Origin of the sequence: Bacteriovorax sp. Seq25_V (assembly GCF_000447795.1) — a bacterium.
GTDB lineage: Bacteria > Bdellovibrionota > Bacteriovoracia > Bacteriovoracales > Bacteriovoracaceae > Halobacteriovorax_A.
The window spans coordinates 99316-124468 of the sequence record NZ_AUNI01000021.1 but is presented as its reverse complement, the minus strand read 5'-3'; the positions used below and the strand labels follow the sequence as shown (position 1 = coordinate 124468).

General features: G+C 34.5%; 25 protein-coding genes. 13 read left to right on the top strand and 12 right to left on the bottom strand.

The genetic code is table 11. From position 1 onward, the window contains the following. Window positions 1-585: 585 nt before the first annotated feature. Window positions 586-1656 carry an STK_08120 family protein gene (locus M900_RS15320; protein WP_021275756.1) on the top strand — a complete coding sequence of 357 codons (1071 nt, stop codon included), beginning with the start codon at window positions 586-588 and terminating at the stop codon, window positions 1654-1656. 25 nt (window positions 1657-1681) lie between these two features. Here the strand turns inward: M900_RS15320 and M900_RS15315 are convergent, their stop codons facing one another. The 12 genes from M900_RS15315 to dnaA all read right to left on the bottom strand — a co-directional run bounded on the left by M900_RS15315 (window position 1682) and on the right by dnaA (window position 14884). Beyond that, window positions 1682-2101: a hypothetical protein gene (locus M900_RS15315; protein ID WP_021275710.1), complete on the bottom strand. Its 420-nt coding sequence runs from the start codon at window positions 2099-2101 to the stop codon at window positions 1682-1684. Further along, window positions 2101-2877 carry a helix-turn-helix transcriptional regulator gene (locus M900_RS15310; protein ID WP_021275787.1) on the bottom strand — a complete coding sequence of 259 codons (777 nt, stop codon included), beginning with the start codon at window positions 2875-2877 and terminating at the stop codon, window positions 2101-2103. The genes M900_RS15315 and M900_RS15310 overlap by 1 nt, the downstream gene beginning before the upstream one ends. Window positions 2878-3119: 242 nt before the next feature. After that, window positions 3120-3362 (bottom strand): ATP synthase F0 subunit C, encoded by a 243-nt coding sequence (locus tag M900_RS15305; protein WP_021275923.1) that lies wholly within the window; start codon window positions 3360-3362, stop codon window positions 3120-3122. 29 nt (window positions 3363-3391) lie between these two features. Beyond that, complete coding sequence (gene atpB / locus M900_RS15300; RefSeq protein WP_198296035.1) at window positions 3392-4210, bottom strand: F0F1 ATP synthase subunit A; 819 nt, start codon at window positions 4208-4210, stop codon at window positions 3392-3394. Window positions 4211-4212: 2 nt separating this feature from the next. Continuing rightward, window positions 4213-4599, bottom strand: coding sequence for a hypothetical protein (locus M900_RS15295; protein WP_034733055.1), 387 nt, complete (start codon window positions 4597-4599; stop codon window positions 4213-4215). Beyond that, window positions 4571-4774 carry a hypothetical protein gene (locus M900_RS15290; RefSeq protein WP_021275740.1) on the bottom strand — a complete coding sequence of 68 codons (204 nt, stop codon included), beginning with the start codon at window positions 4772-4774 and terminating at the stop codon, window positions 4571-4573. Before M900_RS15290 ends, M900_RS15295 begins: the two co-directional genes overlap by 29 nt. After that, the gene (locus M900_RS15285; protein ID WP_021275846.1) at window positions 4774-5586 is read right to left on the bottom strand and encodes a lipopolysaccharide assembly protein LapB; all 813 of its coding nucleotides are present in this window, start codon (window positions 5584-5586) and stop codon (window positions 4774-4776) included. Before M900_RS15285 ends, M900_RS15290 begins: the two co-directional genes overlap by 1 nt. Further along, window positions 5567-8050 carry a DNA gyrase subunit A gene (gyrA, locus tag M900_RS15280; RefSeq protein ID WP_021275956.1) on the bottom strand — a complete coding sequence of 828 codons (2484 nt, stop codon included), beginning with the start codon at window positions 8048-8050 and terminating at the stop codon, window positions 5567-5569. Before gyrA ends, M900_RS15285 begins: the two co-directional genes overlap by 20 nt. A gap of 15 nt (window positions 8051-8065) precedes the next feature. Continuing rightward, window positions 8066-10516 carry a DNA topoisomerase (ATP-hydrolyzing) subunit B gene (gyrB, locus tag M900_RS15275; RefSeq protein ID WP_021275829.1) on the bottom strand — a complete coding sequence of 817 codons (2451 nt, stop codon included), beginning with the start codon at window positions 10514-10516 and terminating at the stop codon, window positions 8066-8068. Window positions 10517-10534: 18 nt separating this feature from the next. Next, on the bottom strand, window positions 10535-11632 hold the full coding sequence (locus M900_RS15270; protein ID WP_021276017.1) for a DNA replication/repair protein RecF: 1098 nt from the start codon (window positions 11630-11632) through the stop codon (window positions 10535-10537). Next, a complete protein-coding gene (gene dnaN, locus M900_RS15265) occupies window positions 11632-12744 on the bottom strand; it encodes a DNA polymerase III subunit beta (RefSeq protein ID WP_021275698.1) in 1113 nt (370 codons plus the stop codon). The genes M900_RS15270 and dnaN overlap by 1 nt, the downstream gene beginning before the upstream one ends. 595 nt (window positions 12745-13339) lie before the next feature. Then, window positions 13340-14884 (bottom strand): chromosomal replication initiator protein DnaA, encoded by a 1545-nt coding sequence (gene dnaA, locus M900_RS15260; protein ID WP_021275814.1) that lies wholly within the window; start codon window positions 14882-14884, stop codon window positions 13340-13342. A gap of 228 nt (window positions 14885-15112) precedes the next feature. On the opposite strand from dnaA, the gene rpmH reads away from it, so the two are divergent. The 12 genes from rpmH to atpH all read left to right on the top strand — a co-directional run bounded on the left by rpmH (window position 15113) and on the right by atpH (window position 25134). Next, window positions 15113-15268, top strand: a complete 156-nt coding sequence (gene rpmH / locus M900_RS15255) for a 50S ribosomal protein L34 (protein WP_021275892.1) — start codon at window positions 15113-15115, stop codon at window positions 15266-15268. Between the two features lie 3 nt (window positions 15269-15271). After that, the gene (gene rnpA, locus M900_RS15250; protein ID WP_021276063.1) at window positions 15272-15634 is read left to right on the top strand and encodes a ribonuclease P protein component; all 363 of its coding nucleotides are present in this window, start codon (window positions 15272-15274) and stop codon (window positions 15632-15634) included. Between the two features lie 63 nt (window positions 15635-15697). Beyond that, window positions 15698-17176 (top strand): membrane protein insertase YidC, encoded by a 1479-nt coding sequence (yidC, locus tag M900_RS17435; RefSeq protein WP_021275822.1) that lies wholly within the window; start codon window positions 15698-15700, stop codon window positions 17174-17176. Between the two features lies 1 nt (window position 17177). Next, entirely contained in the window at window positions 17178-18659 is a 1482-nt protein-coding gene (locus M900_RS15240; RefSeq protein WP_021275889.1) for a tRNA modification GTPase, read from the top strand. Window positions 18660-18759: 100 nt separating this feature from the next. After that, a complete protein-coding gene (gene mnmG / locus M900_RS15235) occupies window positions 18760-20607 on the top strand; it encodes a tRNA uridine-5-carboxymethylaminomethyl(34) synthesis enzyme MnmG (protein WP_021276069.1) in 1848 nt (615 codons plus the stop codon). Next, window positions 20607-21266, top strand: a complete 660-nt coding sequence (locus M900_RS17430; protein WP_021275870.1) for a 16S rRNA (guanine(527)-N(7))-methyltransferase RsmG — start codon at window positions 20607-20609, stop codon at window positions 21264-21266. Before mnmG ends, M900_RS17430 begins: the two co-directional genes overlap by 1 nt. Before the next feature lie 36 nt (window positions 21267-21302). Next, window positions 21303-22151: a ParA family protein gene (locus M900_RS15225; protein WP_021275805.1), complete on the top strand. Its 849-nt coding sequence runs from the start codon at window positions 21303-21305 to the stop codon at window positions 22149-22151. An 11-nt stretch (window positions 22152-22162) separates the two neighbouring features. Next, on the top strand, window positions 22163-23092 hold the full coding sequence (locus tag M900_RS15220) for a ParB/RepB/Spo0J family partition protein (RefSeq protein WP_021275882.1): 930 nt from the start codon (window positions 22163-22165) through the stop codon (window positions 23090-23092). Between the two features lie 67 nt (window positions 23093-23159). Then, window positions 23160-23492, top strand: a complete 333-nt coding sequence (locus M900_RS15215) for a polymer-forming cytoskeletal protein (protein ID WP_021275975.1) — start codon at window positions 23160-23162, stop codon at window positions 23490-23492. A gap of 106 nt (window positions 23493-23598) precedes the next feature. Continuing rightward, window positions 23599-24042 (top strand): ATP synthase B/B' CF(0), encoded by a 444-nt coding sequence (locus M900_RS15210; RefSeq protein WP_021276076.1) that lies wholly within the window; start codon window positions 23599-23601, stop codon window positions 24040-24042. A 10-nt stretch (window positions 24043-24052) separates the two neighbouring features. Then, the gene (locus M900_RS15205) at window positions 24053-24583 is read left to right on the top strand and encodes an ATP synthase F0 subunit B (protein WP_021275739.1); all 531 of its coding nucleotides are present in this window, start codon (window positions 24053-24055) and stop codon (window positions 24581-24583) included. A gap of 11 nt (window positions 24584-24594) precedes the next feature. Then, on the top strand, window positions 24595-25134 hold the full coding sequence (gene atpH, locus M900_RS15200; RefSeq protein ID WP_021275856.1) for an ATP synthase F1 subunit delta: 540 nt from the start codon (window positions 24595-24597) through the stop codon (window positions 25132-25134). The last annotated feature ends 19 nt before the right edge of the window (window positions 25135-25153 follow it).

Genomic DNA, 25153 nt, shown 5'->3' with positions numbered 1-25153 from the left:
TTATTAACTATCTCCGAATAAAGATAAATAATCAGAAGGCCTAGTATATGTACGAGTAAGGCATATATTGTTAAGTGCTCATTCCATAAACGAGCCGCTGTAATAATCCATATATTCAGTACTATATAGACGAACCATAAAATTTTTGTTGTTAGCCACATTCAAGTAGACTATCGTAATTTACACGTTTTATCCATTAGGTTCCAGGATACTTTTTTATATAATTTGGTCACTTCAATATTGAATGATATATTAAACAAGGGAAAGGTGAGTAGGCTTGTACTCACCTTAATTACGTTATCCCTTCTTGTATTCAACTATCCAGATTATTATCTGAATAATGATCACAAGAAGTTTTAACAACCTTGTTAATTCCTCTATGAATTACCTCTTTTGAGGCGCCTTCATTGGCGCAAGAAGCAAAACGGGGAATTAACAAGGTTCTTTGCAAGCTATCTATTTTTAACATCTCCCTAAGTTATTGAAAGTACATTGTATTTTCAGTAGATTGTCTAAACTTTGAACACCCTAGTTAAAGATTTCAATGATTCTCACAAGTGACATTTATTTAGTTATTATTAACATATGAAAATTTATCTCTTAGCTATATTGTTGATAATCGCTTCCTGCGACAAACCTTCTTCACAGGATTCAACTTCTGTACCTTCGACTCAACAAGAAGAGCAGGTTTTGAAAGTTTCTGATAATTTTTCATGCGATTCTAATGATTGCATAGACTCAATTGTAGCAATTGTTGATGGGAATAATTTATGTACCGGAGTTATCAACGACGGCAAAGTTCTAGTTACAAATGATTGTGGAAAACTTTTGGATTGTGGAAATGTTGATATCTTAGATATCAACAACGGTGTGAATAAGTGTTCGTCTATTTCAGTAGGCGAGGAGCTTACAACTATTGAAGTCCAAACTGATATTTCATCTCTTAATTTAAACCCAGCAATACTTGATAAAAATGATACTGCCGTTAATGCAATTTCGATTTCAAAAAATAGTGAAGGGAAGTATGTGCAAGATAAACTTGATTGCGCAATTACTTACGAGTCGATTTATGCTCTCGGTTCAACAAAGACTAATTCTAAAAATCTAGCGATCAAGGACTGTCCAAATTTAAAACTTGGATCAGTTATCGCAAAAAATGCTGAAGTCATTTCATTAGTAACTACGTCTGATACTTTAAACCTATCAAAGTCGCTTATATGTGGAGATGATTGTGATGGGGGAGAGGTTGATAAGCTGAACTTTCTACTAAAAGAAATCTATAATAAAACTCGTTATAAAAATGTCTTAAATAATGATCTTATCGATTACCAAGGCTTTTTTGGAAAAACAATAAAGTCTCTTAGAGACAATAACATACTACTAGAAACTAAAGTTCAGTGTGTTATTACTCTTTTAAATAATGAAATCACTCCTATAATTTTAGAAAATAAATTTAATGAATTTGGTGAATTCTTGAAGTCAAAATATAAACTCTTAGATACGATAATAGTGAGTTTTGTTCCTGTCGAATACCCATTTTATATGCCTAGGAAACTTTCTGATAGAGATGTTAATGTAACCCTAGATGTTAATGAGAATAAAATTGAATATACAGTTAAATACTGTAAGCAAATGGATGATATATTTAAAAAATAGGGGGAATGTTATCCCCCCTAATTTTTTAGAAATCTTCTAAGATATACGGTTTTATTTGATCGACGTCTAAGTCTTCTTTTATTATCTCATCAGCATTATCTCCAAAAATATTTTTAATTTTTTTTGCTTCTATATTTATATAATCTTTAATCTCCCTATATAACTCAACATCTTGATATTTATCTAGAGCAACATATCTTTTCATCGTCCGTAATATCAAAATATCATCGTGACCAATTTTTAACACTTCTCCAATTTTCAATTGCTTTTTGATACTTACATAAGAGTCTGGAGTGGTATCTCCACTACTACCTGAGCCTAGTATTTGTGTGTTTTTATCACGTAGATCTACAATTCTATCGTCATCACCAAGTGTATTTCCTCTACCACCAGAGCTTGCAAAAATGATATTAGCTATAAGTGCTAATAATATAACTTTATTCATTATAAAACCTCGCTTTTAATTTTTTTAATAATGTTCCCACAGAATACTAAGTCATTTCCATAATTAGCTTCATCATTCAATATCAAGCCAATTTCATATTCAAAATCTTCAATAAGATTATTAAGTTTTGTTTCAATTTTTTTATAATTTACTGATGCGTAATTCGTTAAATAATATGTTCTCTTTGGTTTTTCTTTCATAGCTCTTGCTTCTTCAGCAGAAGATTTTGCAATATATTCTATCGCTCTCAAGCATGGTTCAGTTCCTAGATCCACATCCCTCTCACTAGCAAAAAACCGCCCATCACGATTCACAAGAACTCCACGTGAAGCAAGTTTCATAAACTTCGTGTGCCCAGCACGGCCGTACTCCTGAAGAACCCAATTCTCAGAAAGCCCACGCTTTGTTGTCGCAAAAAGCATCATCATATAAGTGGATTCATCACAGAAGTACTGTTCAACATCCTCTTCTAGTTCTACTTTCTCAGACGACGACTTAAAGTAATCCAAGAGCCCATGATGAATGTCTGGATAATAAGTTCGCATGAACTCAGCGACTGTCTCAGGGCCACAGGTCGCGCGTAAAACCTTTACGGCCTGTTCAATTGTAGGGTTTTTGATATCCCCATTTTCAATACGATTTAACGATGACGTTGATACGCCAAATCTTCTCGCAATCTGCGCTCCACTAAGCCGTGGATGCTCTTTCTTAAAGACTCTAATGTGGTGCTGAAGCATCTCGCACACATTTGGCCTCTCTAAATAGACTTTATCCATTTGTTCACCTCGAAACCGACTTATACAACAAAATGACGCTATGAATCCAAAGTAAGTATAAGTTACAAGCTTTTTTTATTGATAAAGTATTTATATTTCGTAAATGGATTTTGCGAGAATATCCCAGACTGGGATGAAATAATCTCAGAGTGATTCTAAGATACTGTATTTTTTACAGATTGGAGTATAAAAAAAGGGAGCTAGAAGCTCCCTCATTTTCTTAGAAATTTGTTTTCTTCGAATTAACCTGCAAGGAATACAGAGATAAGTACGAAAATTACAAGTGATTCCATAAGTGCAAGACCAAGAATCATTGGAGTTTGAATTTTGTCTGCAGCTGATGGGTTTCTTGCGATACCTTCAAGAGCAACTGATGCAGCTCTTGACTGAGCAGCTGTTCCACCGAAAGCAGCGATAGCCATAGCTAAAAAATAAAACATGTACTTGATTGCAACTGTGTTTGATGTCCAAACTGAAGCTTCCATAAAATTCTCCTTATAAGTTTAAGTTTATCTTAGTGATGAGCGTGGTCTTCACCATGATCGTGGTGAGCCGTCGCCAAACTAATATAAACCATTGATAACATCGTAAATACATATGCCTGAATAAAACAAACAAGCAGACCTAATACATAAAATGGAAGAGCAGCACCAAATGCTCCAACATTAACACCTAGAATATTTAGGTTTAAGAATGTTGTTAGAACGTGGTGGTCACCCATCATATTTCCTCTTAAACGTAGAGCAAGAGAAAGTGGTCTAATCATGTTCGATAAAATTTCAATTGGAAAAATTAAAATTGCCATGTACCAAAGTGGACCAGCAAAGTGCTTAAGGTAGTTGATTGTTCCAAGTTCTTTACAACCTTTGATGTTGTAGTAAATGAAAGACATTACACCAAGAGCAAGAGTCGTAGTAATTACTTCTGTTGGAGGTAAGAATCCTGGAATTAATCCAATTACGTTTGAAATAAAAATTGTGATGAAAAGAAATGCAACAAATTTAAAATACTTTGGTGCATCGTGCTCTCCAAGAACTGCTCTACATTGTGCGTAGATGAAGTTACCGTAAAGCTCTACAAGGTTTCTTAAAGTGATTCCTTTTTCAGGAATTACTCTTTGCTCAACATTTAACTTAGAAATTTTAACTCTATAAAGTAATCCAACGATTACTAAAATTAGTCCAACAAGACCAAGAGTCATGATGTGCCAAGAGTGTGTTAAATGATCTAAGTGAAGAGCATGTAATGCTGTAGTTACCCAAGTGAATCCACCTGCTGCAAAAGCATTTACAGAGAAGACTGAAGTTAAGAATAAGGCTAGAAATCTAGTCATTTTCATTCTTTCGATCCTTTATCGTTTTTATTTGTACTTACGCCAAGCACAAAGATTTGAATAATATAATTTATTACAGGAATAATTATCCTACTTCCCATAATTTGTACACCAAATATTAACGCAGAAATTAAAATTACGAGCTTTCCAACAAATAAAATTGCAACTTTTCCTTTCGGTGCGTTACGTTCTCCCTCTTTATACATATTTGTGAGCAGATAAATGGCCTCAGCAAACATGAACAAGTAGATGACAGTTGCTATATAAACAACAGATATTGCTATAACTTCAGAGAAACTTTTTGCTAGTGCGAAACATAGCACGGTAGGAATGATTGAAATCGTAAAAAATTTTTTGAAATTAATTTTTTTTGTTATTTCTAACTGCATAGACAACCATTGATATAAGTATGTTTAAAATTATCACCATGAGTAACACAATGGCGACATTTTTAGAAATGATATTCTTCTCAACTAATGTCCAAAGCACCCAAGCTGTGACAAGTGCACTTGAGGGCAGGCTCATCGCGAGGGCCATAGGCTTAAGCCATTTTCTATCAAACATTAGCGTCGCCTCGCTACTCGTCTTTCATAAACACTTTTTAGTCGCTCTTTCAATACTTTCGTATTTGGGTAATCACCTAAGATTGAATAATAAATATTATACGCTGTTTTCAAACGCTCCATTGTTTCGTAAGCGTTCGCCATAATATACTTTGCATTAACGATTTTATCTTTTCTTTTTTCACGCTTGATATATTCGCGTAGATAGTTGATTGATTTTTGCCAATCTTTATTATTAAAGTGAAGCATACCCTGTAGAAAAAATGATTCACTATTAAATTTATGATTTGGATTACTCTGAATAGGTAGTAGTGCTTTCATAGCTTTGTCTGTTTTATTTTGTTCAACAAGAGCAGCGGCATGACGATATTCATAGAGATCGTAGTTATTTAGTTTTGGACGAAAGTTTGAGAGTTCCTCATAAACTTTCTCTGATTTTGCGTAGTCGCGAATATAGGTAAATGCGATATCACCAATACGTTCACCAGTCTTTACTAACCAAATCGGTTCTGTCGTTAAGTTTCTAATTTGATCGTAATAAGTAATACCTTTATCGTACTGCCCTAGGGAAATTGCATAGAGTTCACCAAGCTGATAATAGATTTTAATTTTAATATCTTTTGGTGGAACCTCTTCTAGAATTTCCTGGTATTGTCTTACGGCTTTTTCGTAATCGCCCGCTGTGATGTAATTTTGTGCAATAAGAATTTGTCTGTGGATTCTTGGAGTGAAGTCACATGAACTTAGAAAGCTAAGCAAAAGTAAGGCCGCAAGATTTGCGGCCCTAAATATTTTATTCGTCTGCTGAATCATCGTCGTCTGAATCTGATTCCATCATCTTCTCAACTGCAACAACTTTTTCGTCACCTTTGAGATTGATGATTCTTACACCTTGAGTAGTTCTACCCATAAGTGAAATACCAGCGATCTTAGTTCTAATAACCTGACCTTTATTTGTAATGATCATTAGATCATCTTTATCTGTTACAGGTTTAATTTGGATGATGTCTCCGTTTTTCTCAGTAAGTCTCATCGCGAGGATACCTTTACCACCACGAGTTTGCTTTCTGTACTCACTAGAGATTGTTCTCTTACCGTAACCATTTTCAGTTACTGAAAGAATTTCAACGTTATCATCAATTAGCTCCATACCAACAATTGTTTCATTATCATCGATATTGATACCTTTTACACCTTGAGAAACACGTCCCATTGGTCTTGCATCATTCTCATCAAATCTAATGATCTTTCCTGTTGAAGCACAAAGAAGTACATCTTTAGTTCCGTCAGAAATTCTAACGTTAGCAATTGAATCTCCATCTTGAAGTTTAATCGCAATCAGACCGCTTTGTTTGATGTTCTTATAATCTTCAAGAGATGTTCTCTTAACTAGACCCTGCTTAGTTGCGAAGATCAGGTATAATTTAGAGAAGTCTGCATCTTTTGGAACACAGATAATCTCATTGATCTTATCGCCACCAGGAATCTGGATAAGGTTTGCAATATTTCTACCTTTAGAAGTTCTTGTTCCTTCAGGTACGTTGTAAACTTTCTTAGAGAACACTTGTCCACGCGATGTGAAGAAGTACATTGTATCGTGAGTATTTGCAGTGAAGATATTCGTAAAGAAGTCATCATCATTAACTGCACCTTTAACACCTTTACCTCCACGCTTTTGCGCTTTGTAAGTGTCTATGGCCATTCTCTTAATGTATCCCTTATGCGTGATAGTAACAATAGTCTCTTCTTCCTTAACGAGGTCTTCAAGTTGAATTTCATCAGCTTTAGCAACAATTTCAGTTCTTCTTTCATCACCATATTTTTCTAAAACCTCTTCGAATTCTGTTTTGATGATTCCTCTAATAAGGTCTTCACTGTTAAGAATAGCTTCTAAACGAGCAATCTCATTCATGATCGCTTCGTAGTCAGCAATAATCTTATCTCTTTCAAGACCTGTTAGACGTTGAAGTCTCATATCTAAAATAGCTTGCGCTTGAATTTCAGATAAGCTGTATCCAGACATTAACTTCGCTTTTGCTTCAGCTGGACCTTCAGATTTTTTAATCATTTCAACAATTGCGTCGATATTTTCAACTGCAACTTTTAAACCTTCTAAGATATGTGCTTTTTCTTTTGCTTTCTTAAGTTCGAAAACTGTTCTTCGAATAACAACTTCTCTTCTGTGATCAATGAAACACTCAAGTTGTTCTTTTAGATTTAGAACTTTTGGTGATCCATTAACAATAGATAGGAAGATGATACCAAACGAAGATTGAAGCGGAGTCATCTTATATAGTTTATTGATAATTACTGTAGCGATTTCACCTTTTTTAAGGTCAATAGCAACACGAATACCTTCACGTGAAGACTCATCTCTAATATCAGAAATACCTTCCAGTGTTTTCCCGTTAACTAGCTCTGCAATTTTTTCAATTAGCTTTGCCTTGTTAACTTGGTATGGAAGTTCAGTAATAACAATTCTTTCTCTATCTTGAGATTTACCATGTGTTTCAACATCCATTTTTGCACGGATTTGAATTACACCCTTTCCTGTATGGAAAGCTGATCTAATACCTTCAGTCCCGTGGATCGCACCAGCAGTAGGGAAGTCTGGACCAGGAATAAATTCCATAAGCTCATTAATTGTTAGTGCTCTATTATCAGTTAGAGCAATAAGAGCTTTCATAACTTCAGAAAGATTATGTGGAGGAATATTAGTCGCCATACCAACGGCAATCCCTGACGAACCATTAATTAAAAGGTTTGGAATTTTAGTTGGTAAAACTTTTGGCTCTTTTAAAGAGTCATCATAGTTTGGTTGCCAATCAACAGTTTCCTTATCAAGATCACGCAGAAGTTCTTCCGCCATTCTCTTCATACGAATTTCTGTATACCTCATCGCCGCCGCACTATCACCGTCGATTGAACCAAAGTTTCCTTGACCATCAACAAGAGGATATCTCATCGAGAAGTCCTGTGCTAAACGAACGATTGTATTATAAACTGCAGAGTCACCGTGTGGGTGATACTTACCGATAACGTCACCAACAACACGCGCAGATTTTAGGTATGGCTTGTTGTGATAGTTTCCAAGTGAGTGCATTGCAAATAGAGATCTTCTGTGAACTGGCTTAAGTCCATCTCTAACATCTGGTAGTGCACGACCAACGATTACCGACATTGCGTAATCGAGGTAACAACTTTTCATCTCATCGCGAATATTAATATTTTGAATATTCCCGTGATTATGTTCTGAATTATTTGTTTCGTCTGTCATATCTCTTCCTTAAAATTAAACGTCTAGGTTTCTAGCATTAAGTGCATTTTCTTCAACAAACTGTCTTCTTGGTTCTACTTGGTCACCCATAAGAACAGAGAATACTGAATCCGCTTCAATAGTATCTTCAATTCTAACTTGTAGAAGTGTTCTATTTTCTGGATTCATTGTTGTTTCCCAAAGTTGTTCTGGGTTCATTTCTCCAAGACCCTTGTAACGTTGGATATAGGCACCTTGTTTAGCATCTTCAATTGCAAAAGTTGCAAATCCATCTAGGTCATCAAAGTCTTTAACACCTTTGTCTGTTGCAATATGAAACTTAGAGTTCATTACAGATTTAATACCTTCGAAAGTATTAACAATACCTGCGTATTCTGGAGAATCTAAGAAATATGCATTTAGCTTAAAGTTTTTTGTTCTTGCAGTTGTCTTAACTTGAATACGTACAGAGTTTGTTCCGTGTTCTTTATCCTCTTCAATTACAAAACTGTATCCTCTAAGAGTTTCATTTTCTTTTTTCTTAAAGTAGTCAGTCATATGATCAAGATGAGCTTGAAGTGCTGCTTTATCTTTCAATAGATCGCTAGTTAATTTTCCTTCTTCAACAATATTTTTTAGAAGGTATGAATCAAAGTGAATATCGTAAGACTGAAGTGTCTTCTTATAAACTAAGTTTTTATTAACGATATTTCTTGCAGCTTCTGGATCAATAACATTTCCATCAACTTTAATTTCACCTTCAGATACTGAGTTTGTTACAAGGAAAGACTCAAGCGCCTTCTCATCTTTTAAGTAAGACTCTTTTCTTCCTTTTTTGTATTTGTATAAAGGTGGCTGAGCAATATAGATATAACCATGCTCAATTAGCTCTGGGAATTGTCTATAAAGAAGAGTTAGTAGAAGTGTTCTAATGTGAGAACCATCGACGTCGGCATCTGTCATAATAACGATTTTATGGTAACGAAGTCTTGCGATATCAAAGTTACCTTTTCCAACACCTGTTCCAAGTGCCTGTACAATTGTTTTAATCTCAGCATTACCAAGCATTTTGTCATAACGTGCTTTTTCAACGTTTAGAATTTTCCCTTTTAGAGGAAGTACTGCTTGATACTTTCTATCTCTACCTTGTTTTGCAGATCCACCCGCAGAGTCACCCTCAACGATATAGATTTCGCATTTCGCTGGATCTTTTTCCTGACAGTCTGCCATCTTTCCAGGAAGACCACCGATATCAAGTGCTGACTTTCTTCTTGTTAATTCTCTCGCTCTTCTCGCAGCATCTCTAGCAGCTGCAGCGTCTACTGACTTACGAACGATAGTTTTAGCTGTGTTTGGATTTTCTTCTAAAAATCTCTTAAGACCATCACCAACAAGTGAATTTACAATACCTTCAACTTCAGAGTTTCCAAGCTTATCTTTTGTCTGCCCTTCGAATTGAAGTTCTGGAAGCTTAACAGAAATAATTGCTGTTAACCCCTCTCTCATATCATCACCAGTTAAACTGACTTTTAAACCTTTAAGTAAATTTGTTTCTTTTGCATATTGATTTAAAACTCTTGTTAGTGCAGTTTTAAATCCAGAGATATGCGTACCACCACCTGGCGTAGTAATCGCGTTCGCATATCCAGATAAAACTTCTGCATAAGAATCTGTCCACTGCATAGCAATTTCAACTTCGTAGTCTTCTCTTGATTCTGAAATATAAATTGGGTCTTTATGAACAGGAGTTTTTGCTCTGTTTAAGTATGTTACGAATTCAGTTAAACCACCTTCTGCGTGGAAAACTTCTTTCTTATCATTTCTTTCGTCTTTTAAAGAAATCTTTAAACCTTTATTAAGGTAGGCCATTTCTCTAAAACGATTTGCAAGTGTATCGTAATTAAACTCGTGTACTTCAAAAATTTGGTTATCAGGTTTAAACGTTACCGTAGTTCCTGTTTCCTTTGGATTTTCAAGAACACCTGTTTCTTTTAGAGGATACTTTGCTACACCATGAGCAAATTCAACTTGGTGAAGTTTTCCATGTTTTTTAATTTCAACTTTTACCCATTGAGATAGTGCGTTTACTACCGCAGCACCTACACCGTGTAGACCACCTGAAACTTTATATGCTCCACCTTCTTCGTTAAATTTTCCACCAGCGTGAAGCTTTGTATAAACAAGCTCAGCTGCAGAAATTCCTTCCTTCGGGTGAATATCTGTTGGAATCCCTCTACCATCATCAACAACAGTAACAGAGTTATCAACGTGAATAATTACTTTAATATCGCTACAGTAACCTGCTAATGCTTCATCAACAGCGTTATCAACAATTTCATAAACACAGTGGTGTAGACCTCTTTTCGATGTATCCCCAATATACATACCTGGTCTTTTTCTTACCGCTTCTAAACCTTCAAGAACGCTAATCTGACTAGCGTCATACGTTTCGCCAACTTTCCCAATTGAACCTGTTTGATTTTCCAAAAGGATTCTCCTAATTTTTTAAAGTATGGTTCCACCTTCGATATATATCTTATTGGAACCCTCTATTTTTTCTAATTCTTCCCTAAATTTTTCATTGGCCGTCGTAATTAAAACTTGAAAATCTCTCATCTCAAGAAACTCAATTAGTCGAGACCATCTAACCCTATCAAGCTCACCAGAGACGTCGTCAATTAGTACAATAGGGTAGGTGCTAAATCTTACCCTAAATAGCTCTATATAGGCAAATAACAGGCTCAAATAAGACATCTTTTGTTGGCCTAAAGAACAAAATTCATAAGAATTTAATCCGTCAAAAAGAAGCACATAGTCATCTTTATGAACTTGATACGTCGTATGACCGACTACATCGTCCTTTGGAAGTCTTGATTGCATATAGTCATATATTTTATCTTCGCTAAATCCAATGAAGCGAGAATCTAAATTTATTTTTAATTCATGTTCTTCTGAAAAAATCGTGCGATAAATTTCTTCGCACAGTGGAACGAGATCGTTTATAAACGAAATTCTCTTAGTTGTGAGCTCGCAAGAATAAGAGGCCATTTGTCTATCGATGACTCTAATTTGTTCAACATAATTTGATGGCTTCTTAGAGAGAAGAGTGTTTCTAAATCTCAATGCAGAATTGTACTTATTCAATACTGTTTTATACGCACTATCAATTATCGATAAATGGTCATCAAAAAATTTTCTTCTAAATGCTGGTATATTATTAAATGAATATGAATCAAATGGATTGATAAATACTATCTCTGCGCCAATTTTCTTTTTAGTTGGTTCGTTATTCATAAACCAAGCTGAACCATTGATGTCCATCTTACCCGAATATGTTAATAACTTGCCTTGAGTGTTTTCTTCAAAAACAGAGTTAAAATATATTTCAGGCTTATCACCGTCTATACCGAGGAATTGTGGAAAACTTGTGTTTTTACGAAATGACTTTCGATATGTAAGAACAAATAAAGCTTCTAAGATATTTGTTTTACCATTTCCATTCTCCCCAAGGATGCAATTAATTTTTGGAGAGAAGGAAATTATCTGTGATTCAAGGTTTCTAAAGTTAGTAACCTGTAGTTTTTTAATTTTTAAATTAGTCATCAAATTCTAAGTGGCATAATAATACCAAGATAATTCTGTAAATTATTTGATCTTACTAATACAGGACTTAGTTCGTTATTTAATTCAAGGATAATGTCTTCAGAATCTAAAATTGAAAATGAATCCATTAAGTATTTTGCATTAAATCCAATTTCCATTTCTTTACCTTCGTAATCTACTGGAATTGTCTCTCTTGCATCACCAAGTGATGGGTGGTTTGCCATAACTGTTAGTGAGTTATCTTTGATTAAAACTTTAATACCGTTAGACTTTTCATTCGACATAATTTTAATTCTCTTAACAGCATTAAAGATAGCTTCTTTGTCAGCTGTTAATGTGAATGTCGTCTTACCTGGAATTACTGATTGGTATTTTGGATATTCTCTAGCAATTAATCTAATACCAATATGGTACTCTTCTTTTGCTTCGATATACATGTAAGATTCATCAAGTGAAATTCTTAATGTTTGATCTGGATATGATTCAGCAACTTTCTTTAATTCAAATACACCTTTCTTAGGAATAATAATTCCATTAACAAGTGCTTCGTTATTTTGTTCAGCTAGATCTAATTCAATTAGTGAAAGTCTATGTCCATCAGTTGCTACTGCTCTCAGTTTTGATTCAACTTCTTGTAGGTAGATTCCATTGAAGTGAAGTCTTGTTTCATCGTTCGAGATTGCATATGAAGTTTTATTAATTAGATCTAATAGTTTGTCTGAATTAATTTCAAAAGTATTCTCAGTTCCAAAATGTAGTTTTGGATACTCTTCACTTTCATAAATTAGAAGTGAGTAATGAATATCATTGCAATTTATTTTTAGGAGATTTTCACCATCTTCCAACGTGATGTGGATATCTGTGTTAGGAAGTTCTTTTAATATATCAAATAAGTTTTTTGAATTAATACAGAAGCTAGCATTCCCATCTGTTTTTGCGTTTAGAGAATATTTTGCTGATACTTCAAGATCTGTTGCTGATAAATATATTTTATCATTACTAACAGTGAATAGTGTGTATGTTAATATTGGACGTGAATTTCTTTTATCTACTACAGTAAGTATCTTACCAAGTGCATCTCTTAAATTTTCAGATTGTACCGTTATCTGCATTTCAATTCCTATACGTTCAAATAATCTTAGTAGTTTTTATATTTCTTTTTTCAAGTAAGCAAGGCTCTTACTCTCTTTCTCTTTATATATATATTTATATTATTATATATATTACTTTGTGGATAAGTTTAAAAGCCTTAAACACCCTTGTGGTATTGCTTTATCAAATTTTGGCCTATGTTGACGGCCGTTGTAAACTATTTTCTAACTTTTTGCATCATGCGTATATTAAAAGTTTTTGAACAATTATTGACGTTTTTAAGATAGTTATTCACGGCCAATAGTTAATATTTATTCGATTCTTTTCAATGTCGTCTTTTTGTCTATTTTGACTAGTCATGGCCCAACATTTTATCCACTTGTTGATAACTTTTCTATTCACATGTTGAGGCCGTTAATTATATTTTATCCACGGCCGGTGATAATTTCTTGATATATACACTAAGTCTCTGTAATTATAAGAAAATATTATTCACATTGACTAGTCATTTTTGTTGATAACTTTCTATTGGCCGTGGAAAATAAAAAGGCCCTGCGTTAACAGGGCCGTGACTAGTCAGGTTTATTAAATTGTTATGTGAATTTATCAGGTATTTTACAGTGAATTTTCAATTGTCATCACGTCTCTTGAGAGTTGTGAGTCACTGCTTAATTGTTTTGTAATTTTTTGTTCCGCGTGAACAACAGAGCTATGATCACGTCCACCATAGAATTTTCCAATTTCTTCATGGGTAGCACCAACAATCTTACGAGAAAGGTACATCGCAATGAATCTTGCGTTGGCAATATCTTTGGTACGCGATTTAGACTTGAGATCAGCAATTGGTATTCTGAAATGATGTGATGTAGTTTTTGCAACGATTTCTAGTGTTACCTTTCTTTCGTCTTCATGTTCTTTCAATGCAAGTACATCTTTAACCATTTCAATGTCGATATCGACCTTCATGATGTCTGTATATGCTGATAGCTTAATTAATGATCCTTCAAGCTCTCTGATACTATTTTTAACGTTACAAGCGATAAGATTAATAATGTCATCAGACAAAAATAGGTCGAGTTCGTCAGCTTTCGTTTTAATGATGGCCGTACGAGTCTCAAAATCTGGTTTTTGGATGTCTACAACAAGACCCCATTGCAACCTTGTTCTAATGCGTTCTTCAAGTCCATTAATCTCCTGTGGAGTCTTATCAGACGTAAAGATAAGCTGCTTACCTTTATTGTATAGCTCATTAAAGATATGAAAGAATTCTCTTTGAGTTCCTTCACGTCCTTTTAACTCATGAACGTCATCGATCATTAAGATATCAACTTTCTCAGAATACTTCTTTCTGAATTCGTGTAATTGTTCTGCTTTAATTGCATCGATCATCTCTCTCATAAAATCTCTAGCTGTAATAAGACAAATGATGAAATGCGGATAATTCTCCTTCGCTCCATTAGCAATTGCATGGAGTAGGTGAGTTTTACCAAGCCCTGAATTACTGTGGATATATAAGGATGGATATTTCCCTGCTTTACCTGGATGTTTTGCGATCGCTAGGGCTGCCGCGTAGGCCATATTATTTGATGGTCCAACAACAAAATTTGTGAACTTCTTCACGGGGTCGATTAGAATTCCCGTGTGTTCAGGGTTGATGTGGTCAATATATTTACTTTCTACTTTAGAGAGTAGGTCTTCTTTCTTTGGCTCAAGATCTAGCTTGAATGAGACTTCAGCTGCAGATCTTGCCTTTGGCGGTTCTATAGGGGCAGTTTGTTGATCTGCTGTTCCCTCAACGCTTATATCTATTTGATATTGCTTGCCTAGAATTGAAAAAATTGACTCTGAGATCTGTGGAAGATTCTTTTCAACCATTGACTTAATAAATTGAGTAGGAACAGTGAAAATGGCTGTTCCTTGATTGATAGTCTTTAAATTGAATGAACCTTCAAAAAAAGCTGTGTATTTTTGAGTAGTTACAGAGTTTTGTAGAACCTTGTGAATCTCTTGGTTCATCATTTCGATTTCTTCCACGTCAAAGTCGCCAATAAGCTCTTGATTATTGGTAGGAGTGGAAACTGGAATATTGCTTAAGTGGTCGAAATTATTGATACTGTTGCCTGATTTCAAGAATTGGCTAAAAGGAAAGTTTCCTTGCATCTTTATGTTCTCCAAATTGTGTGTTCTTCGTGTGTGTGGAGCATTTATGTAACATGGCCCAAAAAAGGTGGCCATACAAAAAAATATGTTTCTTGTGCATGGCCAAAAAAATTAGTCGTTTATATGAAATATATATTTTCCTGATTGACCTAATGGGCCAGAGAGTATAAAAGTATGCTTCTAATAAAACATTTTATTCAAACTGTAATTTAAATAGGTAGGTTGAAAATGGCGAAGAAGAGAACTTGGCAACCAAAAAAGAAAAAGAGACTTAGAGTACACGGATTCCTTAAGAGAATGTCTACAGCTAACGGACGTAAAGTTGTTAATGCTAGAAGAGCTAAAGGACGTAAGTCACTAACTGTTTCTACAGGTAAAAAATAAGTCATGAATAAAGCTGACAATGGCTTTGAAAAATTTCATCGCTTATTGTCAGCCTCCGACTTTGGTCACCTCAAAAAAAATGCGAAATACTTTAACACTAAATGGTTAAGGGTCTATTTCAAAAAATCAAAATTAAATTCTGTGAATAGTAGGATAGGCATTACTGTAACTAAAAAAGTTGGTAAGGCTCATGATCGTAATAAATGCAAGCGTCTGATACGTGAGTTTTATCGTTGTTCCGAATATAAAGAAACTGGGATTGATTATCTCATTCTTGTTTCACCACGTTTATTTAAACAGTCTGAGGATCCGTTGAAAGATCTGCAGTCATCTCTCGAGTTTTCATTTTCTAAAATAAGACTTTAAAAGATTAACAACTCAAATACAGCATGGTATTGATTAGAGATATTTTTCTATATGGAGTAATTAATGAATAATGACCAAAAAAGAACGGTTCTAGCATTTACTATTTCAGGTTTAATCCTGTTTGCTTGGAATGCTTTTTTTATGCCAAAGACGGACAAGGCGATAGAAGAAAAAGTTATTAGTGATAACAATATTTCACGTCCAGTATCTGAACAAAAAACAACTTCTGTTATTAACAACGAAAGTAAAGCACAAGAAGTTCCAACTCAGCTGACTGAAGTTACAAGTGTAAATCTTATCAATGGTGATTATGCATTCACCGTTAATTCAGATTTCTCTTTCGCTTCAGCAAAAGGGAACCAGACTGGGATTGCACTGAACGAATTATCTGACGAAGAAAACTTTTTCAGGCTTTTAGTGGTCAATTCTAAAAACCAACTTGAAAATATTAGTTTAAAGTTTGAAGAGATTGCGATGTCTTCAACTATTGCAGGTTACGATGAACATTTAGGGCTTAAAGTTACTTTTGATTTAAAAGATGATGGTCGTTTATTTTATAAAATTGAAGGTAATACAGCTTCTAATTATGCCTTTTCAATGCAGTCTTCTGAAAAAAGTCAAGCTAGTGGAGTTGGAAGACAATTTCTAATTAACACTACTGATACTCAACGTATAAACGTAGGATCTGATGATGATGGAGAAGGGAAAACTAAATGGGTTGGGTTAGATTTCAATCATCATTTATTTGCACAGGTATTTTCTGAGAAGTTAGTTTCTAAATTTGCAGTAAAAGAGAGTGGTTATTTTGTTTTAAGAACGATTGAACCTACTAATACATTAGAAGGTTACTTCATTTACTCTTTAAAAAATTATGACTATCTTTCTTCATTTAAAGATCAGTTAGATCTATCTATTGACTTTGGACTGTTCTCTGTCCTTGCTGTGCCGATTTTGAAAGGTATGCAATATATCTATAACTATGTTGGTAACTTTGGTTTAGCGATTATCATCCTTACTTTTATTATTCGTTTTTTAACTTTCCCTCTTCAGTTTAAATCTTTTAAATCAATGAAGAAAATGCAAACTGTTCAACCAGAAATTGCTAAGCTTAAAGAAAAGTTTAAGGATGATCCACAGAGAATGCAAAAAGAAACAATGGAGCTTTTCAAAAGAGCCGGTGCTAACCCTCTTGGTGGTTGTCTTCCAATGCTTCTTCAGGTTCCAATCTTTATTGCTTTTTACCAAGCGATTAATAACTCTGTAGATCTTGTTAATGCTCCATTTATCTTATGGATTACTGACCTTAGTATGAAGGATCCATATTATGTGCTTCCAGTTTTAATGGGGATTACAATGCTTATGCAAACTAAGCTAAACCCATCAACAACTGCTGATCCTAATCAACAAAAGATTATGTATATCATGCCACTTGTATTTTGTTTCATTATGAAAGATCTACCAGCTGGTCTTAACTTATACTTCTGTGTTTCAAACCTACTAGGTATTGGACAGCAGTTACTTGTTTATAAAACTATAGACTAATATGATCTTTAATTTCGATGATAAACCTATTGTTGCTTGTTCCTCTGGAGTTTCCGAAAACACAGCGATAGGTTTGATTCGATTATCTGGATTCCCAGAACTCACATATCTCAAAGATTTCTTCAATTTCGATATTTCAAAACTACAACCGAACACCGCAAAATTCTGTAAATTGTATTATGAAAATACCGTACTTGATGAAGTTGTCGTTACTTATTTTAAGGGGCCCAACTCTTATAACGGCGAGAATATTCTTGAAATCTCAGCACACGGTAATGTTTTAAATATTAAACGTATTATTTCATGCTTTGTTAGCTCCGGTTTATTTCGAATGGCTAAAAATGGAGAATTTACGTATAGGGCCTTGCTAAATAAGAAGCTGACCCTTGCTCAGGTTGAAGGTCTTGATACACTTTTAAATGCCTCATCTGGCCTTATGCTAGAACAAGGATTTCAGCTTTTAAATGGGGATCTATATCGTCGCTATCAAAATCTTTACCAATCTTTTTTAAAATTGAAGTCGGCTATTGAGATTAATATCGATTTCGCTGAGGATGTAGGGGAGGAGCAGAGTATTGCCCTACTACAAGACTCAACTAAAAAATTGGGTAAAGAAATTGCACATCTCAAAAAATCTGCCAATGTTTCAAAAAAAGCATTTATGTCTCCTGATATCATTCTTGTTGGAGAGCCGAATTCTGGAAAGAGTTCTCTATTTAATCTTTTACTTGATGATAATAGAGCTATTGTTTCTGATATCGCAGGAACCACTCGCGATTTTATTACTGAGTATATTGAAATCGAAAATAATACTTATAAATTAATTGATACTGCTGGTCTTAGAATTACTTCTGACACAATTGAGGAGGAGGGGATTCGTAGGGCCGTCTCAATTTTAGATAATGCTTTTTACAAAATTCTGCTTCTTGATATTACTAAAATTTCGGAATTCAATTTCTCTTTTTCTGAAGAAACTATTTTCGATGCTATTATTTTTAATCATTGTGATAAGCTCGAGAAGCCGATAAATACTGATAGCTTGAGAGTTCTTCCACAATCAAGAAATGTTTTTTTTCTGAGTGTAAAAGAAGATTTCTTATATGATTTTGGTCCTATGGGGGCACTTTTAGAAAGTGGTTCTATAGAACCACTAATTAAAAAAATCATTTCTGGTTCTATAGGACCAGCTAGTGAAAATGGTTCTACTGGTTCTATAGGACCAAAGATTAGTGATGAGATTCGTGCCAAATTTTCTTTATTAAAGTCGCAGGACCCAATAGTAGTTGATCGTCACCGTCAAGTAATAAACGAAATATCAGATAGTTATGATGTTTTTACAAGTAATATCAATAACTTAGGAGATATTGCCATTATTTCTGCTGAAAGTAGAATATTAGGTAATAAAATCAGTGAGTTAATTGGCATTATCTCTCCAGATGATATCCTTTCGAATATTTTCAGCAATTTCTGTATTGGTAAGTAATTTTTTAGCAATTTCAATATTTTAGTGGACTATTTTGGCCATTTCTATTATTTGTGTTCCACGTAGAACATTGTTCCATGTGGAACTTTTTGGGAAAGATATGAAATATGATGTAACCATTATTGGTGGTGGTCATGCAGGTCTTGAGGCAGCTTTTGCTTCTGCTGAGCTTGGCCTTGATGTATTAATTTTAACAATGCCCGGGATTGGTATTGCTTCAGCACCATGTAACCCTGCAGTAGGTGGGGTAGGTAAAGGACAAGTAGTTCGCGAGATTGATGCCCTTGGTGGAGTTATGGGTAAACTTGCAGACCGAAGTGCAATTCAATACAGAATACTTAATGAGTCTAAAGGCTATGCCGTGCAGTCGACTCGTGTTCAAATTGATAAGGAAATTTACTCAAGAGAGGCTGAGCAATTAGTCGCGGATAAATCAAATATAACTGTAGTGCGTGAACCAGTTAGCACTGTCGCGAAAGTAGATGAGTTATTTAAGATAACGACATCTGCAGGAAGTGTGTTCGAGTCTAAGAAGGTTGTTGTTACGACAGGTACTTTTCTAAATGGAAGAATGCACACTGGTGAAGAACAATCCGAAGGTGGAAGAGTAGGTTGTTTGAAAAGTGGTGCTTTGTCAGATGTTTTTGCAGGAGTAACAGCCCTCTCAAAAAGATTCAAAACAGGAACTCCTGCTAGAATTAAAAGACAAACTATAGACTTTTCTAAAATGGAGGAGCAAGAGAGTGATTCAAGAACACCAAACTTCCATTTTGATCATGATATCTTCAAACGCCACGTGGAACAAGTCTCATGTCATTTAACAAAGACTAATGAAAAGACACTATCAATAATTCGAGCAAATAAAGAGAGATCTCCAATATTTAACGGTCAAATTCAAGGTGTTGGTCCTAGATACTGTCCTAGTATAGAAGATAAAGCTTATAGATATCTCGACAAAGATGTTCACCATGTATTTGTTGAACCAGAAAGTTTAGAGTTAGATACTTTTTATCCAAATGGTGTATCAACTTCGCTACCAAAAGAAGTTCAGTTAGAATTTTTACGTACAATTGAGGGGCTAGAGAACTGTGAAATTGCTATTTATGGCTACGCAGTCGAATATGATGTAGTTGATACAACTAAATTAGATATTACCCTTCAATCGCAAGAAGTTCCAGGATTGTACTTTGCAGGACAAGTTAATGGAACTTCTGGCTATGAAGAAGCGGCAGGACAGGGATTAATTGCTGGTGTAAATGCTGGCTTATCTGTTTTAGGTAAAATGCCATTAGTTTTAGATAGAGAAGTATCATATATTGGAGTTATGGTAGAAGATCTTGTGTCAAACAAAAGGGATGAGCCGTATCGTCTCTTTACTGCACGTTCTGAGAATAGATTATTTGTACGTGAAGATAATGTTTATCTAAGAATGTATCAGTTTCGTAAGCAATTAGGTTTAAATACGGCACTCGATACATATCTCGATCAATTTATTGATATGTATGAAGTACTTTTTGAATTAGCAAAGACCTTTACATATAAAGCTAATCCAAAAAACATAGAATATTTCAAAGAAAATAATTATGGACCACTAAATACCAATATCAATCTTGCTGAATTAGCAAAAAGAGCTCATTTAGATCCTGTCGAAGTACTTAATAAAGAATTTACTGCAAATGGACTATTAATCGATTCGAGAATTATTAATTGTGTGGCTATATCAATAAAGTATGAAGGTTATATACAAAGATCTGATCTTGAGAATAGTAAACTGAATAAGCTTGAAAAGAAGAGAGTGGATTGGGAGAAGATCGCCAATTCTACAAATGTCTCGTATGAATGCAAACAGAGAGTAAAAGAAATAAGACCGGAGACATTTGGTCAGCTTCAAAGAATAGTAGGAATAAGACCAGCAACATTGGCCTACGTGGCAGGAAACTTAATATAATGGAAAATGAATTTTGCACAAAGTATCTCGACCTTGTTAATGGCGAGTATGCTGGAATTAATCTTACTAGAATTAATTCTTACGAAGACTTCTATAATAAACAATATAGGGATTCGATTATACCTTTTGAAGAATCTAAAATCTTAGAAAAAATATATAAGAATACTAAGATTCATATCGATGTCGGTTTTGGTGGTGGTTTTCCATTGCTACCAATGGCATATCACAATCCAGATAAAAAATATCTCGGATTTGAGGCAAGAGGAAAGAAGGCAAAAGTAGTAGGAGAGATTGCACAAAAGATGGGGATTAATAATGTTAAAACCTATCACCAGAGATATGAGAATGTATATTTAGATCAAGATTGCCTGGTGTCTTTCAAGGCCGTTTCGACAGTGGAAAATCTCTTACCGGGAATCATTACAGATAAAACAGTTCATGTTCTTTTCTACAAGGGGCCAAATTTCTACGAACTTGAAGACCTTGATTGGCTTGGGAATCAGTGGGAGATTGTTGAAGAGAAGCTAATCGATATTCCTGGCACTGAAGGTCGTATGGTTATTGTTCTAAAAAATAAGACTGTTCTACGTGGAACAATGATCAGAGATTTCACAAGAAATAAAAATAAAAATATTGTCAGTCTATCAAAATTACTCTAAAAATATAGTACACACGAAAACTCTAGGGAGACATAAATGGCTAAAATCATAGCAATGATGAACCAGAAAGGTGGTGTAGGTAAGACTACAACTACTATCAACCTTGCAGCTTGCTTAGCAGTAGCTGATAAGAAAACTCTGGTAATTGATCTCGATCCACAAGGAAACGGTTCTATTAGTTTAGGGTTAGACGCATCGCAATATAATCACTGTAATATCTATCATGCAATGATTGGTAATGTAGATATTAAAGAAGCGATCTACGAAACTGAACTACCACATCTACATATCTGTCCATCTGATAATAACTTATCTGGGGCAGAGATTGAGCTAGTTTCTGAATTTGCTAGAGAAGCAAAATTAAAAAATGCATTCAGAGCAATTAGAGATTACTACGACTATATTCTAATTGATTGTCCACCGTCACTAGGTCTACTTACAGTTAATGCTTTAAATGCAGCTGATAGTTTCCTAGTTCCAATGCAGACGGAATATCTTGCAATGGAAGGGCTTGCTCAGTTAATCAATACAGTTAAGCTAATTAAGGCAAATCTTAATCCAGATTTAGAGATGGAAGGAATTCTTCTAACTATGTTTGATAGTAGGGCAAGTCTTCACAAGCAAGTTTGTAGTGAGATTAGAAAACACTTTGGTGATAAAGTATTCGAAGCTGTTATCCCAAGAAATGTAAAACTAGCTGAGTGTCCAAGTTTTGGTAAGCCAATTATTCTTTATGATATTGAGTCTAAAGGTAGTGAAGCATACCTGGCATTAGCGAAGGAAGTTATTCTCAAGGAAAGAGAGTCGAAAATTGTAGACGAATTACCAACGATACCAAGAGTGGCAGAAGTTGATAATTCTATGATGTCGAATCAAATTCAATAAGGGGATAGTAAATGGCAAAGAAAATGGCACTAGGTAAGGGAATAGCATCACTTATTGATTCACAAGCAAGCAATCCTTTTTTACAAGCAAAGAGTAAAATGGAAATGGATTCACAAGCTTCGACGAATACAACTGTTCAGGCTGAAAAGAAAGAAGATGCATCACCATATATGGTTAGTATTGATCAAATTAAAACTAATCCAAATCAACCAAGAAAAATATTTAAGGAAGAGCTATTATTAGAACTTTCTAATTCAATAAAAGAGAACGGAGTTATACAACCACTAATCGTTGTAAAAACTGATGTTGGATTTGAACTTGTTGCAGGAGAAAGAAGATTAAGAGCTTCTAAAATGGCAGGACTAAAAGAAGTTCCTGTTGTTATTAAAAGAGCAACAGATAGAGAGAAGATGGTTATGGCCATCATCGAAAACGTTCAGAGAAGTGATTTAAACTGTGTTGAAGAAGCATTAGCTTACTTTCAATTAATGGAAGAATATCAACTAACTCAAGAAGAAGTTTCAAAGAAAGTTGGTAAAGATAGATCTACAGTTGCAAACTTTCTTAGAATCTTAAAACTACCGAGAGATGTTGTAGATATGCTTCAAAAAGAATTACTTTCTTTTGGGCATGCAAAAGTTCTTGCTGCAGTTAAGGAGAGAGAGGATTGTTTAAGAATTGCGAATGAAGCAATTGTAAAAAAACTTTCTGTTCGTGAAACTGAAAAACTAATTAAGAGTAAAAAATCACCAGCAAAAAACAAGGACACTGCACAGGCATCTTATTTTTCTGAAAAGTTAGATGTGTACAGACAAAAACTTGAACAAAGTACAGGTTATCATTTTGGCATTAAAACAGATAAAAAAGGTGGAGGACAAATTGTTCTTAACTTTTCAAATGAAGCAGAGTTTAATGACCTATACGAATATCTATTAAAATAATTTAGAAGGTGGTCCTATCGGACCACTTTTTTGATTCTGGTCCTATAGAACCAAAAAGGAAAAAATCGTGTCTACAAGTAATATGGCTGCAATCATTGAAGAAGGCTGCAAACTAGAGGGGAATCTATCGTTTAATGGTGTTGCGAGGATCGCAGGGCTTGTTAATGGTAGTATCTTCTCAAACGACACGGTAATCATCTCAGACGCTGCAGTTGTGAACGCTGACATTATTGCTGATGTTATTTTGATTAGTGGCGTCGTAAAAGGAAATATCAAGGCTTCATCTCGGGTTGAGATTATCAAACCGGCAAGATTTGAAGGCACTATTACAACACCATCACTTGTTGTTGAGGACGGGGTTATCTTCCACGGAACAACTAAGATGCATGAAAATAACTAATGCAATGCACATAGTCCGTTTCATCTTGACTTAATCGCCTTTAAAGATTAGAAAATAGGAAAAAATATTTCAACAATTAACTATTCAGCTTCGGAGTAAGTAATCAATGGATGCGATTCTTAATATCTTCAAATCACTAGACATCGACCAATCATTTTTCTATCAATTTGCACTTGTTGTGGTTCTCTACGCAGTACTAAGAAGCTTGTTCTTTTCAAAGCTCCAAGAAGTATTAGACCTTAGAGAAGCTAAGACAACAAAGATGGAAGATGGTGCTTTAGGGAAACTTAAAAGTGCGGACGAATTAGCAAAAAAATACAAAGCAAAAATTGACGAAGCTAAGTCAGAAGCTTTTGCAATTATTCACAAGAAAAAAGAAGAAGTAGTTGCGAGAGAAAGCAAGACTATTAAAGAGCATGAGAAATCTTTAGAAGTTAAAGCAACTCAAGAAAGAAAAGAATTTGAATCTGAAATTGAAAGCAAGAAAACTTCGATTTTAAGTCAGGCAGATTCTTTATCACAAGAACTAGTAACTAAAATTATTCAATAAGGTAGAAGAGATGAAACTATTTTCATTACTATTATTACAACTTGGTGCATTCGCTGCAAGCGAAGGTGGACACTCAGCTGGTCACTTATCAGATCTAATTGTTCCGGCTGTTAACTTTGCAATCGTTTTTGGTTTCATTGGATGGAAGTTAAAAGCTCCACTAAAGAAAATGTTCGATGACAATTCTGTAAAAGTTAAAGAGCTTGTGGAACTTGCAAGTGAGAGAGACAGAGAAGCACAAATTAAACTTGATACTTACGAGAAAAAGATTAGTCATCTTGATTCTGAAGTTAAAGCAATTATTGAAAATGCACACAAAGATAGTGAAGCTTTTGAAGCCAACTATGTAAAAGAAGTGAAAGAAACGATTGCAAAACTTACGAATGATTCTGCTCACAAAATTGAAAGTGAAAAGAATGCAATGATTAAAATGCTAAATGAAACTTTACTTGATGAAGTTATCGCAAAAGCTAAATCAAAAATCGTAGCAGATACAAATATCAATAAGAAAACAACTGAAAATATACTTTCTAAATTATAGGGTTGATAAAAATGAAAGAAAAATTAGTATCTAAAGCATACGCTAAAGCGATCTTTGAACTAGGTGAAGCTTCGAAAGTTAATGTTGCTGATGAATTGACGACTCTTACAGAGATCATCAATAAGAACAACAATCTTGAGAATGTTTTATTCTTAGACTTATTTACAGTTGAAGAAAAAACTTCTGTACTTGAAGCAATTATTTCAAAGTTAAACTTTAGTCCAATCACTGTTTCTTTTCTTAAGTACTTAATGGCTGAGAAAAGATTTTCAGTACTACCATTAATCTTCAAAGATCTTATCGTTCTTGACGATCACAAGAAAGGATTTATGAGAGGAACAATTGAAGGTGCAGCTGATTCATTAGATGAAGCAACTGTTGCTAAAATTAAGACTCACCTAAAGAAAGAGCTTGGGCTTGAGCCAGATCTAACTTATGTGAAGAATTCTGCAATTACTGCAGGAGTTAGAATTACTGTTGAAGATTATCAATTAGATGCTTCAGTAGATAAACAATTACAAGATTTTAAAGAAACAATTATTAATAACTAATAAAAAACAAAAAAGTTTT